The organism is Pedobacter sp. HMWF019 (assembly GCF_003061025.1).
GTDB lineage: Bacteria > Bacteroidota > Bacteroidia > Sphingobacteriales > Sphingobacteriaceae > Pedobacter.
The window spans coordinates 1-14,598 of the sequence record NZ_QAIL01000124.1 but is presented as its reverse complement, the minus strand read 5'-3'; the positions used below and the strand labels follow the sequence as shown (position 1 = coordinate 14,598).

The window sequence follows — 14,598 nt, the reverse complement described above, 5'->3', positions numbered from 1 at the left end:
AATTAGAATAACCTAAAGACCAAATATATATGAACAGACCAATCTACAAGCCGAATGCCCTGATGCTGGGCCTGTCGTTCCTGCTGCTCTCTGCTGCTGGCAACGCACAAGACAAGACTACCTGGAAAGATCCGTTTAAAGGTGCCATTTCAAAGCCCCTGATTACCAACATGTATACTGCAGATCCTTCTGCACATGTTTTTGAAGGCAAGATCTATATTTACCCTTCTCATGATATTGAAGCTGGTATCCCGGAAAATGACAATGGTGACCATTTTGATATGCGTGATTATCATATTTTTTCTATGGACGGCCCAGGAGGAAAGGTTACCGATCATGGTGTAGCCTTGTCTGTAAAAAATATCCCCTGGGCAGGAAGGCAATTGTGGGCGCCTGATGCGGCCTTTAAGAATGGTACCTATTATCTGTATTTTCCCCTTAAAGATAAAAATGATGTATTCAGGATTGGTGTAGCAACTTCTTCCTCACCGGCAGGGCCTTTCAAAGCCGAAAAAGAACCAATGAAAGGAAGTTTCAGTATTGATCCGGCCGTTTTTAAAGATACAGATGGCAGTTTTTATATGTATTTCGGAGGTATTTGGGGGGGCCAGCTGCAACGCTGGAATAATGGGAAATACGATAGTAACGGCTCGAAAACAGATGCCGGAAAAGACGAGGCACCTGCATTAACGGCCAAAGTCGCTAAACTGGCACCCAATATGAAAGAATTTGCAGAACCGGCGAAAGATGTAGTGATCCTGGATAAAGCAGGAAAGTCTTTGTTAGGCGGAGATCACGACCGGCGTTTTTTTGAAGGCTCCTGGATGCACAAATACAAAGGAAAATATTACTTCTCCTATTCTACAGGTGATACACATCAGCTGGTCTATGCAACAGGTAAATCACCTTATGGTCCCTTTACCTATCAGGGGGTGATCATGACGCCGGTAGTAGGCTGGACCACACATCATTCCATTGTGGAGTATAAAGGCAAATGGTTGTTGTATTATCATGATACGCAACTCTCAGGAGGCAAAACACATTTACGTAACATTAAAGTAACCGAACTGCATCATGAAGCCGATGGCAGTATACGCACCATACATCCATACGGAAACTAAGCTTACAGGTTACCAGGAGAGGAGATCGAGGCAGATAACTGTTGCTTTTTACCAAGGATGCCCAGCAGTCCTCCGGTATGAAGGGCTACAATCTTCTCTCCTGGATTAAAATAGCCTTGTTTTGCCAGATCATCAATGGCATAAAACATTTTCGCCGTATATATGGGATCAATCAGCATGCCTTCACGGGCCGCAAAACCCGTCATAAACTGAAGCAATTCAGGAGAAGTTTTTGCATAACCCCCAAAATGATAATCCGTATGCAGATTCAGCTGTTCTATGGTTTTCGTGTAATTGTAAATCTCTCCGGCAATAAAATCACCACCTTTTAATACAGGTATAACATGGAGCTGGGTCTTTAGGTTCTGCTGGCGGATGCCTTTTAAAAGACCAGCAGCCGTTGTTCCTGTTCCTGCAGCACAAAATAAATGATCAACATCTCCAGGGAGCTCCTGGATGATTTCCGCACAGCCCCTTACGGCTTCTGCAGAAGCGCCACCTTCATCAATAAAGTAGGCGGAAGGATCTTCACCGAAAAAGACCTTGAACAAGCCAAATTTGTCCTTATACGCCTCTCTGCTGATAAAGATCAATTTCATTCCATAGAGCTTGCAAAGAAACAGGGTGTCATTTTCCACCTCTTCACCGCGCACAAAACCGGTAGACTGTAAACCTGAACGGGCAGCAGCAGCAGCAGTAGCAATAAGGTGATTGGAATAGGCGCCTCCAAAAGTAACCAGGTGGGTTCTTTTTAAATCGAGTGCTTTCGCCAGGATATATTTGAGCTTACGCCATTTATTCCCGGAAATATAGGGATCAATAAGATCATCCCTCTTCACGTATAACTGTACAGAAGAAGGATGTTTTAATTTATGTAACGGACTGTGTATCGCTTCAAACATGAGGCAAATATAAAGTCGATTTTACATTTCCAGCCTGATTAAGCTTTGAAATAGATTTTTTTAATCAGATAAGGGAAAAAGTTAAGAACAATTTTAACATTTTGGGTAAAGGCTTTCATAGGTATTGTTTTTATATTCTGGTGGGTATGGTAGGTATTGTTTTTTGTATTTATGAAATTGCGGGTGGTCTGGTCATTCATTTTGTGCAGTTTCAAATTATTAATGTTATCTTTTTTTTTATTTATTTCCTCCTGCTTTTAAAGCCCTTTTGTCCTGTAACAAAGTGGGTTTTGCAGACTGGTATCCTACCCTAACAAATAGTAAGCCAATTTCTTTTTTAAATATGTAATTGTTAAAGATTAGTTTTGTAACATGGAAAATACCAACGCCGGAGTAGAATTAGAGGAGCAGGATTTATATGAACATTTTAATATTGTTGTAGATAAGGGGCAATCTTTGCTCCGGATCGATAAGTTTTTGATGCACCGTATGGAAAATGCGTCACGAAACCGTATACAAAATGCTATAGACGCCGGAAATGTTTTGGTTAATCAGAAAACGGTAAAGCCAAGTTATAAAGTAAAACCATCTGATGAGATCTCCATTGTTTTTCCTCATCCACCCAGAGATACTGAAGTTTATCCGGAGGATATTCCCCTGGATATTGTCTATGAAGACAACGATTTGCTAGTGGTGAACAAAGAAGCGGGTATGGTGGTGCATCCTGGATATAATAATTATACCGGGACCCTGGTCAATGCGCTTGCTTTTCATTTTGAACAATTGCCTGAACTTCCCGGAAATGAGGGGAGACCTGGCCTGGTGCACCGTATAGATAAGGATACTTCAGGATTGCTGCTGATCAGCAAGAACGAAATGACCATGACCAAACTGGCCAAACAATTTTACGATCATACCATTACCCGTAAATACCTAGCCTTGGTTTGGGGAGATCTGGAAGAAAATGGCACAGTTACTGGTTATATCGGTAGAAGCGCAAAGAACCGGATCGTAATGGATATTTATGACGATGAAGAAAAAGGTAAGTGGTCTGTAACACATTATACCGTTCTGGAACGTTTAGGATATGTAACCCTAATCAGCTGCCAGCTGGAAACTGGCCGTACACATCAAATCAGAGCACATATGCAGCATATTGGACACCCACTATTCAGCGATACGAATTACGGAGGAGATAAAATTCTAAAAGGAACAACCTTTGCCAAATACAAGCAGTTTGTTCACAATTGTTTTGAGTTGATGCCCAGACAAGCACTTCATGCACAAACTTTAGGATTTATTCATCCAACTACTAAAAAATATCTGGAATTTGAAGCACCTTTGCCGGCTGATTTTGATGCGGTACTGAACAAATGGAGAAACTACATCGTACAGCCACAATAATACATGCAACACGAGTATATTTTACACAACGACGAGTTTTTTACAATTCACCATCCGATACTGACTTCCAGTAACCGCAGTTTCCGTTACGGGGACGGCTTATTTGAAACCATGCGCATGAGCGGTGGTAAGCTGTTGTTCCCTGAATTGCATGCTGACCGGCTTCGTGCAGGAATGAAGGCCCTTAAAATAGAGGGGAGTGTTTTACTGGATGAATATTTTCTGAAACAGAAAACGGCAGAGCTTTGTAAAAAGAATAAATTAAGAGATAATGTGCGGTTCCGGTTGTCGGTTTACCGCAATGGTGATGGTCTGTATACCCCAAACAGTAATAAATCAGGTTATATCCTGGAAGCCAGCCCACTTACCGAGAGTGGCTATGAACTGAACAAAAAAGGTTTGATCATAGATGTCTTTGATGAGATCACCAAACCTATCAATCCTTTGTCTAATTATAAAACCAGTAGTGCATTGGTCTACGTCATGGCTGGATTGTTCAAAAAACAACACAGACTGGACGAGGCGATCATCCTCAATCAAAACGGTTTTCTTTGTGAGAGCATCAGTTCTAATGTGTTTGTGGTGTACGACAAGCAAATCTATACGCCTGCCTTGTCTGAGGGATGTATTTCTGGTGTTATGCGCAAAGTGGTCATGGGACTGGCTAAAGCCAACGACATTTCCATCATAGAAGCTCAACTCAATCCCGAAGTATTGAGAGAAGCCGAAGAAGTCTTTATTACCAATGCCCTTGGCGGTATCCGTTGGGTAATGGGTTATGGAAGAAAAAGATACTTCAATGAAGTTTCCAAAGGATTAAGTACTATGTTGAATAATTTATAAGCGCATTCCTCTTAAAAATTCTTCCACAGACATCCTTTTTTTGCCTTCATATTGCAGATCAGTTAATTTTAAAAAGCCATCACGGGCGGCAAATTTTAAAAAGGTTTTGCCGTCTGTTAAAAAACTCCCGGGTGCCACATCAGGCACCTGGTTTTCTATGCTTGTTTTAAATATTTTAAGTGTTTTGTCATTCAGCTTGGTAAATGCAGTGGGATAAGGGCTTAGTCCTCTGATCAGGTTATATACCGTCTGAACAGGCAGGTTCCAGTTGATCTGACAAAAATCCTTAAAGATCTTGGGAGCGTGTTTAAGCTCTTCTGCCGCAGGCTGAGGTATTTCCTGATAATCACCCGCCTCAATGGCTTTAACGGTCTTCACCAGCAGGCCTGCGCCTACAGCCATCAGTTTATCATGCAGGTCTCCAGCGGTATCTTCGTCAGCGATGTTTACGGTCTCCGAAAAGATCACATCGCCCGTATCTATTTCGTGTTTTAAAAAGAAGGTAGTTACACCGCTTTGTTTTTCTCCGTTAATAATGGCATGATTGATTGGTGCTGCACCGCGATAGTGGGGCAGGAGCGAAGCGTGTAAATTGATTGTGCCTTTTGGTGGCGTGTTCCAGACCACTTCCGGCAGCATCCGGAAGGCAACCACCACCTGCAGGTCTGGCTTTAACTCCTGAAGATCAGCAATGAATTCCGGGTCCTTAAGTTTTACAGGCTGAAGTACTTTAATTCCATGTTCTACAGCATATTTTTTTACAGCGCTTTCACTGAGTTTCTGCCCTCTTCCTGCCGGCTTATCTGCTGCAGTAACTACTGCTGCAATTTCAAAACCTGCTTTAACCAAAGCATCTAAAGATGCTACTGCGAAATCGGGCGTGCCCATAAAAACTAATTTCATCCGGATATGTTTATTGTACCTATAATCAAAGCCTGGAAATTTAAAGACCCATGGCTTTATTGAAAAGCAAAATAACTAAAAATTTAACGTATATCCTTCCTTTGCTTATGGTTCAGACATTAGAAGAAATAAAAGAAAGCGGTTTGGTCTACCTTACCGATAGTATCCCAGGGATTTACAGAAAAGGAAAGCCTGGTAAATTTTATTATACCGATCAGAAAGGAAACCGGATCGCCGATGAAAACCAGCTGGACCGCATCAAAGCGCTTGTACTGCCGCCGGCCTGGACAGCCGTTTGGATTGCGCCTAAAAAGAATGCCCATCTCCAGGCTACGGGGATTGATGCTGCCGGGCGGAAGCAATATCGCTACCACCAGAAATGGACAATGCGACGTTCTGATACGAAATATTTCAGGCTTATGGAGTTTGGGAAAGTTTTACCGCAGATGCGTAAAAGAATTGCCAAAGATCTTAAACGAAAGCAGTTCGATGAACAGAAAGTCCTGGCCATTTGTGTACAGGTCATGTTAAAGACCCTTATCCGCGTGGGTAATGAAACCTATAAGCAGTTGTATGGCAGTTATGGATTGAGCACACTGCGTGATAAACATGCAAAGATCGAGGGAAATCAGCTGACCCTAAGTTTCAGAGGGAAAAAAGGGGTTCAACAAGAGATTCGCTTAAATGACCGGACGCTGGCGCGATTGGTGAAAAAATGCAGGGACATCCCCGGACAGGAGCTTTTTCAATATTATACCAGCGGTAAGGCGCATCAGTCTGTAGATTCCGGACAGATCAATAACTACATCAGAGAAATCAGTGGAAGCGATTTTACCGCAAAAGATTTTCGTACCTGGGGAGGCACGCTGGAGGCCCTGCGGCAATTGGCCAGATGTGCCAATGTAGAAGATGAGCGTCCGAAGAAAAAGGTTATTGTTGAGGTTTTGGACTGCGTTGCCGGAAAACTTGGCAATACGCGCGCAGTTTGTAAGAGTTCTTACGTATATCCATTATTGCTGGAAGCCTTTGAAAAGGACCAGTTGGCGAAATACCTTCAGCAGATTCATATAGACCAGCCGCAGACCCAGTCTGCTATGGAAAATGACGAAAAGGTTTTAATGAAATTCTTAAAGTCTATCCGAAAATAGATTTTTCTTTTGTGAAATTTTTCATGATTAAATTAATTGTCTGTGTGCTATTGTTTATCTGAAATTAAATTATAAAATTTGAATACGCCCTCTTCAACCAGAAGGCGTAACACACACAAACAAACACACAAATGAAAAAATTAACAAATCTTGTCGCAATGACATTGGTCATTTGCACGCTTTCCAGCTGTGCAACAGTATTTGGTGGGCAGGTAACTGAAGCCCAAAGAACTAAACCCACACCAGGACAACCTTCGCGAGCCATCAGGCCAGTGGCACTGATCGCAGACATCATTCTTTTTTGTCCAAGTTTAATTGTTGATTTTGCAACCGGGGCCATTTATAAGCCGGAGGTAAAGAAAACAACCGAAACCCCTAAACAAACCGCACAAACCAATTAACCAAACTTTCTGCACCACTAGGTGTACACCACATTTATGAAGAAAACGAACACCGCAATAGCCATGTTACTGGCTGTTTGTATGCTTTCGAGCTGCGCCACTGTATTTGGTGGAAAAATAACAGAGGCACAAAGAACCAGGCCTCTTCCAGGGCAACCGTCAAGAGCCATAAGGCCTGTCGCACTTATCGCAGATCTATTTTTTTGGCCGGGAATTATTATAGATTTTGCAACAGGGGCCATTTATAGGCCCGAAAAAATGGAAATTAAAAAACAGCCAGAGGCAAAAAAGGAGCTTGCCGAAGTGAAAATTTAACAAAAATGCCCTGTATTACACAGGGCATTTCTTATTTCTTTGGTGGTGTTTTAACCGGATTTACAGGTTGTTCCTCTTTCTCTCTTTTTTGAGCAATGTTCTTAAAATTGGCCTGCTCTTTAGTGTAGTCCTTATCTTCAGGCTTTTTTACAGCCTTGTTTCCTGAAGGTACTTTTCCTTTAGGTGTTTCTTCCTGGTAATTGCTACCAGGTTTTTTACTTTTCTCTTTAGGCGCGCTGTTCATATCCCTTTGTTTAAATTCAATCAGCAGCCTTGATGGTTGCCTAAGGATATAACAAGTATTTTTTGCGCATTGTTTTGTATTTGCTCAATCCAGGCTCCCAGCTGGCCCTGATCTCTTTTTCGGATTTGCCTGCAATAATCTGTTGTCTGAAATCCGCTACGCCTACTAAACGTTCAATAACCCCCATTTGGTTGCTCAGTTTAGAGTTGAAAAAATCGGCTTTGTTAGGAGAGGCTTTGTACAGTTCAATCAACCAGCTCAGTTTAATCTTTTTATCCTTCCTGAAATTATCGGTGTCATATTTCCTTAAATCCAATCCATAGCACACCTGGTTCATAAATAAAGGAGTTTCAGCCATGCCCTTAATGCTGATCGGTGTAAAAGAGAAACTGTATTTTCCTTTTAGCGCTGGCGATCCAACAATCGTAAAAGGAAATTGGGTACCCCGGCCAAGATTAAGGTAAGTACCCTCAAACAAACAGGTTGTTGGATATAACAAAATGGACTGTGTGGTATTCAGATTTGGTGAAGGTTTCACCGGAAGTTCATATGGCGTGTCGTGCGTGTAATTCGCAACTTTAATAATCTGGAGTTTGCAGGTCAGTTTATTGTCCAGCCAGCCTTCGCCATTTAGCATTTGCGCATATTCGGCTACGGTAAGCCCATGCACAATAGGAATAGGTTTTAAGCCAATGCCAGATTTGAACTTCGGATCCAGAACAGGCCCGTCCACATAAAATCCATTGGGATTTGGTCTGTCGAGAATCATTAATTCTTTTCCATGCTCTGCACAGGCCTCCATTACATGCTGCAAGGTGTTGATATAGGTGTAAAAACGTACACCGACATCCTGAATATCAAAAACCATGATGTCTATATCTGCGAGTTCTTCTGCTGTAGGTTTCTCGTGTTTTCCGTATAAAGAAACTGCTTTGATACCGGTCTTGGCGTCCACATCGTCATCAACATGAATACCTGCACTGGCGTTACCTCTAAAACCATGCTCCGGGCCAAAGATTTTTACAATGTTCACCCCTCTTTTCAGCAGGCTGTCCACAGAATTTTCCTGACCAATTATCGAAGTTGGGTTTACCACCATGCCTACCCGTTTGCCTTCCAGTAAAGGGAGGTACAACTCCGTTTGCTCTGCACCTGTACGAATATGCTCCACAGGAGCCTGCTTGTGTTTCTTACCCATAGGTACAGGCTGGACACTATAGGTAGCCAGTGTATCAGAATGGAACTGATCAGGTGTTTTGGCGGCACAGTTTTTTAAGGCAAGGGTGCTTAAACTCAGGTATAATAACAGGGATGCGGTGGCTTTCATCGGGTTTCTTTTTTAATAAATATGCTTTAAATCCAAATCAAATAAGCATTTTTGCTAAGTTACTATTTATTGCAAAACATTGAATATAGAATATTTCATAGCCAAAAAGATCTCTGTAAAAGCAGAGCGCACCTTTTCCAAACTGATTGTACGCATTGCAATTTCGGGTATTATGCTCAGTTTATCGGTTATGATGCTGTCTGTAGCCATTATTAAAGGCTTTAAAACCGAAATCCAGGATAAAGTAAGAGGTTATGTTGGAGACATCCGGATCTTTAAACTGGACCTCAACAATTCTTTTGAACTTTCCCCTTTTACACCCAGCGCAGCAACGCTGAAAGCACTTAAAAATAATCCGCAGATAGAATATTTCCAGCCTTATTCTACCAAACCAGCCATTATATCGGCAAATGATGAGGTAGAAGGAATCAATTTTAAAGGCGTAGATTCCAGTTATCACTGGGATTATATTAACACCCACCTGGTGAGCGGCCGGGTCATGTCTTTTAAAGACAGTGTACAATCCAACTCGGAAATTATGATTTCCAGTTATACGGCAAGCCGTTTGAAACTCAAAGTCGGCGATTCCTTCATTATGCATTTTGTACAGGATCCACCAAGGAAACGTAAATTTAAGATCGTTGGGATCTATGACATTGGCGTAGAAGAGATCGATAAAAGTTTTGTGATCGGAAACCTTAACATCATCCGCCGGCTCAACAACTGGAAGGTCAATGAAGTTGGCGGTATAGAAGTCCGGGTCAAAGATTTCTCTAAGATTGATCAGATTGCAGATGGTATTTATGATCACCTCGATGCCCGTTTAAAGTCAGAGTCGGTAAGAAACTACTATCCGAATATTTTCTCCTGGTTGTCTATGCTCGATGTGAACACCCGGGTCATGCTTATTTTGATGATGATTGTAGGTGTGATCAATATGATTACTGCTTTGCTGATCATGATCCTGGAAAGAACCAATATGATTGGTGTACTCAAGGCCTTTGGCATGAGCGACTTCAGTATTATGAAGATCTTCCTGTACAATGCGGCCTATCTGGTGGGCATTGGACTGCTGCTTGGAAATTTTCTGGGGCTTGGATTGGCATTTCTTCAAAATCACACCCATATTTTCACTCTCGATCAAAGTTCTTACTACCTTAAATATGTTCCGGTAGAGATTCATGCGGCTGATGTGATCTTACTCAATGCAGCTACACTGGTGATCTGCCTGATCGTACTGATCCTGCCTTCCTTACTGGTCAGCAAGATTTCTCCGCTAAAAGCAATCAGGTTTAAATAATTAGTTAAAAGCTGTTATTCTATTTCTGAGCAGCAGATTAATATCCGTTTTGGGTTCTTCCAGTAAAAGAATATAGGTTCCCTTTTCCCTGGCATAGGGGTTTTCAATACTACCCATTACCTTGATCTTATGGAACAATACTTTCTCATCGGGGTTGCCCTGATTACCAGGAGAATTTTCCTTGATGCTGATCACTGTATAGTAATCCTTATCCAGATCAAACCAGTTTTTGTAATCGGCATTAAAAGATACCGCATCTATGTTCTTGTACCTGGAGTAAAAATTAATAGCACCCGCCTCGCCGTAATTGTCGCAAATCACCAGTAAATGTTTTTTATCTGCGACACCAGCATAAACCCGATCTACTTTCCCGGCCAGTTCTCTCCAGCCCAGCATATCCGCATAATCCTGGGGTAAAGGATGATCTTTCCCATCTTCCCACCTGGATACCCCAAATTTTTTATCTATGGCTTGTTTTTTGATAATTTCGTCGGGACTGTAGAGCGGCAGAGTAAGTTTTGCAAAGGGAATGAACACCCCTAAGATCAACAGGATGGCCACAGGCCTAAGGTAACGCGTCCAGCCTTCGCTGCATAACTTTTCCAGGTAGACCGCTCCAAAACCAAGCAATACAGGAATCAGGCCAATGGCATAATAGGATTTGCCCCGAAAATAAGAAAAGATCAGCAGGGTGAAAATATAAGAGAACAATACAAAACGAAAAGGACGGAAAGGAGGGTAGATGACCAGGGCAATCAAACCTCCGATCATGACAAAGTCTGCTCCGGCAAAGAACAGCAACTGGTCTTTAAACAAATCCATCCGGTTCATATTGACCAACTGCGTGGCCCTCAGCTCTGCCATGTGTTTAAGCACAGGAAGATGATGTTGAAACTGCCAGATCAGATTGGGCGAAATAAGCAGTAGGGCTAAGACCAGGGCGAGGTAAAAATCTTTTTTTAAGAACCATTTGCGCTGTTCTCCAAGCAGCAGTGCCGGTACTAAGCCGAGCACCAGGAACAGGATGTTGTATTTGTTCAAAAAGCCAACTGCAAATACAGCAGCGGTGGCAAAAAGCCAGTTGCGGTGTTGGGTATTTGTGTACTTAATCAAAGTATAATACAACAGCGTCCAGCAGAGGTAATCCAGGGAATTGGGCTGGTAGAGTGAATTGATCCTGAACAATATAGAAAAGGTTGTTGCAGTGGCCCCTAATATCAGTGCAAACCAGTTTCCCTTCAGTTCTTCTATAATCTTCCAGACCACCAATGTAGTGAGGGCACCGTATAAAGCCGGGAAAAATTTCAACCAGAAAAGGGTATGGCCAGACGATAACATCAACCAGGACGTCCAGGAGGTTAGCGGTGGGACAGAAGTATAACCCCAGGCCAGGTGTTTTCCAAGATCAAGGTGCAAAAATTCATCCCTTTGCAGATCGTAAACCGGATGAATGACGAAGTATTGAATGATGAATTTCAGCAGAATAAACGACCAGAGGACAATAGATTTCTTTGACATAGGGACAGCTTATATGGAATACATCTTTTAGACAGCGTTGTACATGTAATATTACATATCATGAGAAGAAATTGCATAAAAAAAGCGGCTGTATTATAACGCGGTCGTCATCCTGACCGTGTTATAATACAACTGCTTTCTTATTTATTTAGCATTCTTTACATATTTATCCAGCCAACTGTTCATTTCCCAGAGCATATGAAGCAGGTTTTCCTTACCTCTGTAGCTGTGGGCTTCGTAAGGAAGAGAAACATACCTGGTCGTACCACCAAATCCTTTGATGGCATTGAACAAGCGCTCACTGTTGATCGGGAAAGTACCCTGGTTGTCGTCAGAATCGCCATGAATCAGCAATAAGGGCATTTTAATCTTATTCGCATAACTGAAAGGGCTCATTTGGTAATACAATTCCGGTGCATCCCAGTAAGTGCGATCTTCGTTCTGGAAACCAAAAGGCGTTAAGGTTCTGTTATAAGCACCACTTCTGGCAATACCTGCTTTAAACAAGTTGGTGTGGGCCAGTAAATTAGCTGTCATAAACGCACCGTAACTGTGGCCACCAACCGCTACACGATTCCGGTCTGCAACCCCCATGTCTGCCAGTTTATTGATGGCCGCTTCGGCATTCATTTTCAACTGATCTACAAAAGTATCGTTTGGTTTTTTACCTTCAGCAGCAACAATTGGCATCTCTGCATTGTCCAAAACAGCATAGCCCTGGGTTACCCAGTAAATAGGCGAGGCCCAGCTGATGGTGGTAAACCTGTCTTTAGAACCACGAATCTGTGCTGCATCTGCTGCAGAATTGAATTCTCTTGGGTAAGCCCAGATCAGTAAAGGAAGTGGTCCGTCCTTCGCTTTATCATAACCTTTAGGTAAATATAAATTACCGGTCAGATCAATACCGTCCGCACGTTTATAGGCTACTTTTTCCTTAATTACACCGTTCAGTTCAGGATAAGGATTGGTGAAATCGGTAATCTGACGATCGGCAACGCGGAGCACCAGGTTTTTGATAAAGTAATTCGGTACCTCTTTCTGAGATTCGCGTCTGGTCAGTAAAACTAATTTTACCGGATCAATCACATCTTCCACATATTCAAATGTACCTTCGGTGCTTCTCCACAGGACTTCATTCTTTTTGCTTGCCAGGTCAAACTTGGCCAGAAAGGGTAAATCTCCTTTTGGTGACGAACCGGTTTGATTGTTCATCAGTATTTTAGTGCCATTGTCTACCGTTTGAATCACGTATTTTCCATATTTGTTCTTGGTCAATACCGGATCTCCCGGATCATTATACGCATCGGTTTGATTTCCTTCGTATAAAGTTTCCAGCTGACCACTTGTAGAATTGAAGCGGCTTACCCGGAAAGTTTGCTTACTGCGCAATCCTTCCTGTACCAGGGCTAAAGTTGCTTCGCCCCAGGTGGTACCGCGATAACGGGTCTGGGTTTTGAAGAGTTCCTTAGCTTTTGCAGTAAAAGGTGCATTCAGCGCATAAACTGCATCATGAAAAGGTACCTGTTTTTTGATCAGCCCACTGTCCAAAGGCTCGGCCCATACGATAGTGGCTGCTTCATCTCCACGCCATTCAAAGCCTCTTGGTTTATTTTGCAGGTTATCATATCCTGATGGTGTACCCTCAGAAGAAGGAAGCTGTGCCAGTTCTTTAACTACCTTTCCGTTCAGGTCTGTAATTTCTACCACAGAAGGGAAACCGTTTGCAGAAACCAGGTACGAAAATGGTTTTCTAATCTTGCGTTGTAATAAATATGCTTTGTCAGGAGAACTGCTTACACTTAAATAGATAGCAGGTTTGCCGATAGGAGACTCCTGGCCATTGCTGTTTTTAACCAGCTGTGAGGTGGCATAGAATTCGAAAAGCTGTTCATCATAAGGGGTTTTGATCAAATCCTGAATGGTGGCGCTTGGCGAAACTTTGCCCAGGTTCTGCTGCACCGCAGGGCCTTTTGGCATTAAAGATTTAGGAGGTGCTTCAGTTGCAGGCCTTACAATCGTTCTGTATAGGATAGTATTGTTGTCCAGCCAGCTGATGCCGCTTCCCAGAATAACATTCAGGTGCTGTTTGTTCACCTTTGTTACTTTAGCCGTAGCGATGTCAATGACGTACAGATCTACACCAGTTGCTGTTGTGTTGGTAAAGGAAATCTTGGTTTCAGCAGGGTTCCAGTTCACATAACCCGCAAACAATGGAGCCGGAAGGCCAGCTAGAGCCAGTGTTTTACCCGTTTTGATGTTTTTAAGGGTAAAACCATTGATAAAAGTCTGTCTGCTGAGCGCGAAATTTCCCGGGTTGATGCGCAGTCCTGCGATCCGCAATTCGGGCATAGCCAGTTCTTCAACGGAAGGATAAGAGTTCCGGTTGCTGAGCAGCATCCATTCTGCTTTGCTGTCCAGTCTTACTGAAGGTGTTGGTTTAGCCAGGAGCAGATCTGCAATGGCTTTTGGAGGCGTTTGATAATTTACTGCATCCTGGGCAAAAACACCACAGGATGAAGTAAGGAGAAAAAGGTTTAGTAAGAGTTTCTTCATGCCTTACGAATTAATAAGTTGGTTAATTCGTAAAAATAACGAATGAGGCAGGGAATCCCGCCTATTCTGTATCAAATTCTTGATACAATCCTAATAGCCCTTCTCTTTCAGCTTGTCGGCAACCTGCTGACCAATCTTTTGCCCCCATTGTTGTCCAATCTGCATGGATTCCTGCATGATCAGGGGCGATTTCTCCGCAAATTTCTTTCCTACCGGGGTATTGTAAAAGCTGGTCAGGGCATTAACATCCTGAATGGTCAGGTGCTTCTGGTAAACGGGTACCAGCATGTCGGTCAGTTCTGTTACTGAAATTTTTAACATTTCGGTTTGCAAACTCTCCCAAACTTCTGCAGGGACCTGGCTTTTTTGTTCTTTCATCAAGTTCATCATTTGTGAAATAGCAGCCTTGTAAATGCTTTCGGCACCTGAGGCTTCCATCATCTTTCCTAAAGCGGTTTTGTAGGCAGTGTTGTCCTGGCTAAAGGAAGAGCTTGCGGTAAGAAGAAAAAAGGAGAAAATTAAAAGCGTTTTTTTCATTTGAATATAATTTTATTTTAATGGTGATGAAGCTATCATGTGCTACCAAATTCTATTCATATCGGCTTGTGTATTTCTGTAC

General features: G+C 42.5%; 14 protein-coding genes. 7 read left to right on the top strand and 7 right to left on the bottom strand.

Features of this window, described 5'->3' with window-relative positions; genetic code table 11:
* Positions 1 to 29 precede the first annotated feature (29 nt).
* Positions 30 to 1,121 carry a glycoside hydrolase family 43 protein gene (locus DBR11_RS07845; protein WP_233260683.1) on the top strand — a complete coding sequence of 364 codons (1,092 nt, stop codon included), beginning with the start codon at positions 30 to 32 and terminating at the stop codon, positions 1,119 to 1,121.
* 2 nt (positions 1,122 to 1,123) lie between these two features.
* On the opposite strand, the gene DBR11_RS07840 is transcribed toward DBR11_RS07845, so the two are convergent.
* Positions 1,124 to 2,023 (bottom strand): 1-aminocyclopropane-1-carboxylate deaminase/D-cysteine desulfhydrase, encoded by a 900-nt coding sequence (locus DBR11_RS07840; protein ID WP_108551307.1) that lies wholly within the window; start codon positions 2,021 to 2,023, stop codon positions 1,124 to 1,126.
* A 372-nt stretch (positions 2,024 to 2,395) separates the two neighbouring features.
* Between DBR11_RS07840 and DBR11_RS07835 the strand changes: the two genes are divergently transcribed.
* Together DBR11_RS07835 and DBR11_RS07830 are read left to right on the top strand one after the other, a co-directional pair.
* Positions 2,396 to 3,427 (top strand): RluA family pseudouridine synthase, encoded by a 1,032-nt coding sequence (locus DBR11_RS07835; RefSeq protein ID WP_108551305.1) that lies wholly within the window; start codon positions 2,396 to 2,398, stop codon positions 3,425 to 3,427.
* A gap of 3 nt (positions 3,428 to 3,430) precedes the next feature.
* Positions 3,431 to 4,270, top strand: a complete 840-nt coding sequence (locus tag DBR11_RS07830) for an aminotransferase class IV (RefSeq protein ID WP_108551303.1) — start codon at positions 3,431 to 3,433, stop codon at positions 4,268 to 4,270.
* Here the strand turns inward: DBR11_RS07830 and fmt are convergent.
* Positions 4,265 to 5,173: a methionyl-tRNA formyltransferase gene (gene fmt / locus DBR11_RS07825; RefSeq protein WP_108551301.1), complete on the bottom strand. Its 909-nt coding sequence runs from the start codon at positions 5,171 to 5,173 to the stop codon at positions 4,265 to 4,267. The genes DBR11_RS07830 and fmt overlap by 6 nt on opposite strands.
* 107 nt (positions 5,174 to 5,280) lie before the next feature.
* On the opposite strand from fmt, the gene DBR11_RS07820 reads away from it, so the two are divergent.
* From DBR11_RS07820 to DBR11_RS07810, 3 genes are all read left to right on the top strand, one after another.
* Positions 5,281 to 6,321: a DNA topoisomerase IB gene (locus DBR11_RS07820; protein ID WP_108551345.1), complete on the top strand. Its 1,041-nt coding sequence runs from the start codon at positions 5,281 to 5,283 to the stop codon at positions 6,319 to 6,321.
* Between the two features lie 131 nt (positions 6,322 to 6,452).
* Positions 6,453 to 6,722: a hypothetical protein gene (locus DBR11_RS07815; protein ID WP_108551299.1), complete on the top strand. Its 270-nt coding sequence runs from the start codon at positions 6,453 to 6,455 to the stop codon at positions 6,720 to 6,722.
* Between the two features lie 36 nt (positions 6,723 to 6,758).
* The gene (locus tag DBR11_RS07810) at positions 6,759 to 7,037 is read left to right on the top strand and encodes a hypothetical protein (RefSeq protein WP_108551297.1); all 279 of its coding nucleotides are present in this window, start codon (positions 6,759 to 6,761) and stop codon (positions 7,035 to 7,037) included.
* Between the two features lie 31 nt (positions 7,038 to 7,068).
* Here the strand turns inward: DBR11_RS07810 and DBR11_RS07805 are convergent, their stop codons facing one another.
* Positions 7,069 to 7,281 carry a hypothetical protein gene (locus tag DBR11_RS07805; protein WP_108551295.1) on the bottom strand — a complete coding sequence of 71 codons (213 nt, stop codon included), beginning with the start codon at positions 7,279 to 7,281 and terminating at the stop codon, positions 7,069 to 7,071.
* Between the two features lie 40 nt (positions 7,282 to 7,321).
* The gene (locus DBR11_RS07800; protein WP_199233791.1) at positions 7,322 to 8,479 is read right to left on the bottom strand and encodes an exo-beta-N-acetylmuramidase NamZ domain-containing protein; all 1,158 of its coding nucleotides are present in this window, start codon (positions 8,477 to 8,479) and stop codon (positions 7,322 to 7,324) included.
* Between the two features lie 208 nt (positions 8,480 to 8,687).
* Here DBR11_RS07800 and DBR11_RS07795 point away from each other — a divergent pair, with 208 nt between their 5' ends.
* Positions 8,688 to 9,908: an FtsX-like permease family protein gene (locus DBR11_RS07795; protein ID WP_108551291.1), complete on the top strand. Its 1,221-nt coding sequence runs from the start codon at positions 8,688 to 8,690 to the stop codon at positions 9,906 to 9,908.
* On the opposite strand, the gene DBR11_RS07790 is transcribed toward DBR11_RS07795, so the two are convergent.
* The 3 genes from DBR11_RS07790 to DBR11_RS07780 form a co-directional block, all read right to left on the bottom strand.
* Positions 9,909 to 11,426: a glycosyltransferase family 39 protein gene (locus DBR11_RS07790; protein WP_108551289.1), complete on the bottom strand. Its 1,518-nt coding sequence runs from the start codon at positions 11,424 to 11,426 to the stop codon at positions 9,909 to 9,911.
* 144 nt (positions 11,427 to 11,570) lie between these two features.
* A complete protein-coding gene (locus tag DBR11_RS07785; RefSeq protein WP_108551287.1) occupies positions 11,571 to 13,979 on the bottom strand; it encodes a S9 family peptidase in 2,409 nt (802 codons plus the stop codon).
* A 90-nt stretch (positions 13,980 to 14,069) separates the two neighbouring features.
* Positions 14,070 to 14,516: a DUF2059 domain-containing protein gene (locus tag DBR11_RS07780; RefSeq protein WP_108551285.1), complete on the bottom strand. Its 447-nt coding sequence runs from the start codon at positions 14,514 to 14,516 to the stop codon at positions 14,070 to 14,072.
* Between the last annotated feature and the right edge of the window lie 82 nt (positions 14,517 to 14,598).

Excerpts from the sequence above, each read along its gene's own strand:
- DBR11_RS07845 (WP_233260683.1), top strand. The coding sequence starts at position 30 with ATGAACAGACCAATCTACAAGCCGAATGCCCTGATGCTGGGCCTGTCG.
- DBR11_RS07840 (WP_108551307.1), bottom strand. The coding sequence starts at position 2,023 with ATGTTTGAAGCGATACACAGTCCGTTACATAAATTAAAACATCCTTCT.
- DBR11_RS07835 (WP_108551305.1), top strand. The coding sequence starts at position 2,396 with ATGGAAAATACCAACGCCGGAGTAGAATTAGAGGAGCAGGATTTATAT.
- DBR11_RS07830 (WP_108551303.1), top strand. The coding sequence starts at position 3,431 with ATGCAACACGAGTATATTTTACACAACGACGAGTTTTTTACAATTCAC.
- fmt (WP_108551301.1), bottom strand. The coding sequence starts at position 5,173 with ATGAAATTAGTTTTTATGGGCACGCCCGATTTCGCAGTAGCATCTTTA.
- DBR11_RS07820 (WP_108551345.1), top strand. The coding sequence starts at position 5,281 with ATGGTTCAGACATTAGAAGAAATAAAAGAAAGCGGTTTGGTCTACCTT.
- DBR11_RS07815 (WP_108551299.1), top strand. The coding sequence starts at position 6,453 with ATGAAAAAATTAACAAATCTTGTCGCAATGACATTGGTCATTTGCACG.
- DBR11_RS07810 (WP_108551297.1), top strand. The coding sequence starts at position 6,759 with ATGAAGAAAACGAACACCGCAATAGCCATGTTACTGGCTGTTTGTATG.
- DBR11_RS07805 (WP_108551295.1), bottom strand. The coding sequence starts at position 7,281 with ATGAACAGCGCGCCTAAAGAGAAAAGTAAAAAACCTGGTAGCAATTAC.
- DBR11_RS07800 (WP_199233791.1), bottom strand. The coding sequence starts at position 8,479 with ATGGGTAAGAAACACAAGCAGGCTCCTGTGGAGCATATTCGTACAGGT.
- DBR11_RS07790 (WP_108551289.1), bottom strand. The coding sequence starts at position 11,426 with ATGTCAAAGAAATCTATTGTCCTCTGGTCGTTTATTCTGCTGAAATTC.
- DBR11_RS07785 (WP_108551287.1), bottom strand. The coding sequence starts at position 13,979 with ATGAAGAAACTCTTACTAAACCTTTTTCTCCTTACTTCATCCTGTGGT.
- DBR11_RS07780 (WP_108551285.1), bottom strand. The coding sequence starts at position 14,516 with ATGAAAAAAACGCTTTTAATTTTCTCCTTTTTTCTTCTTACCGCAAGC.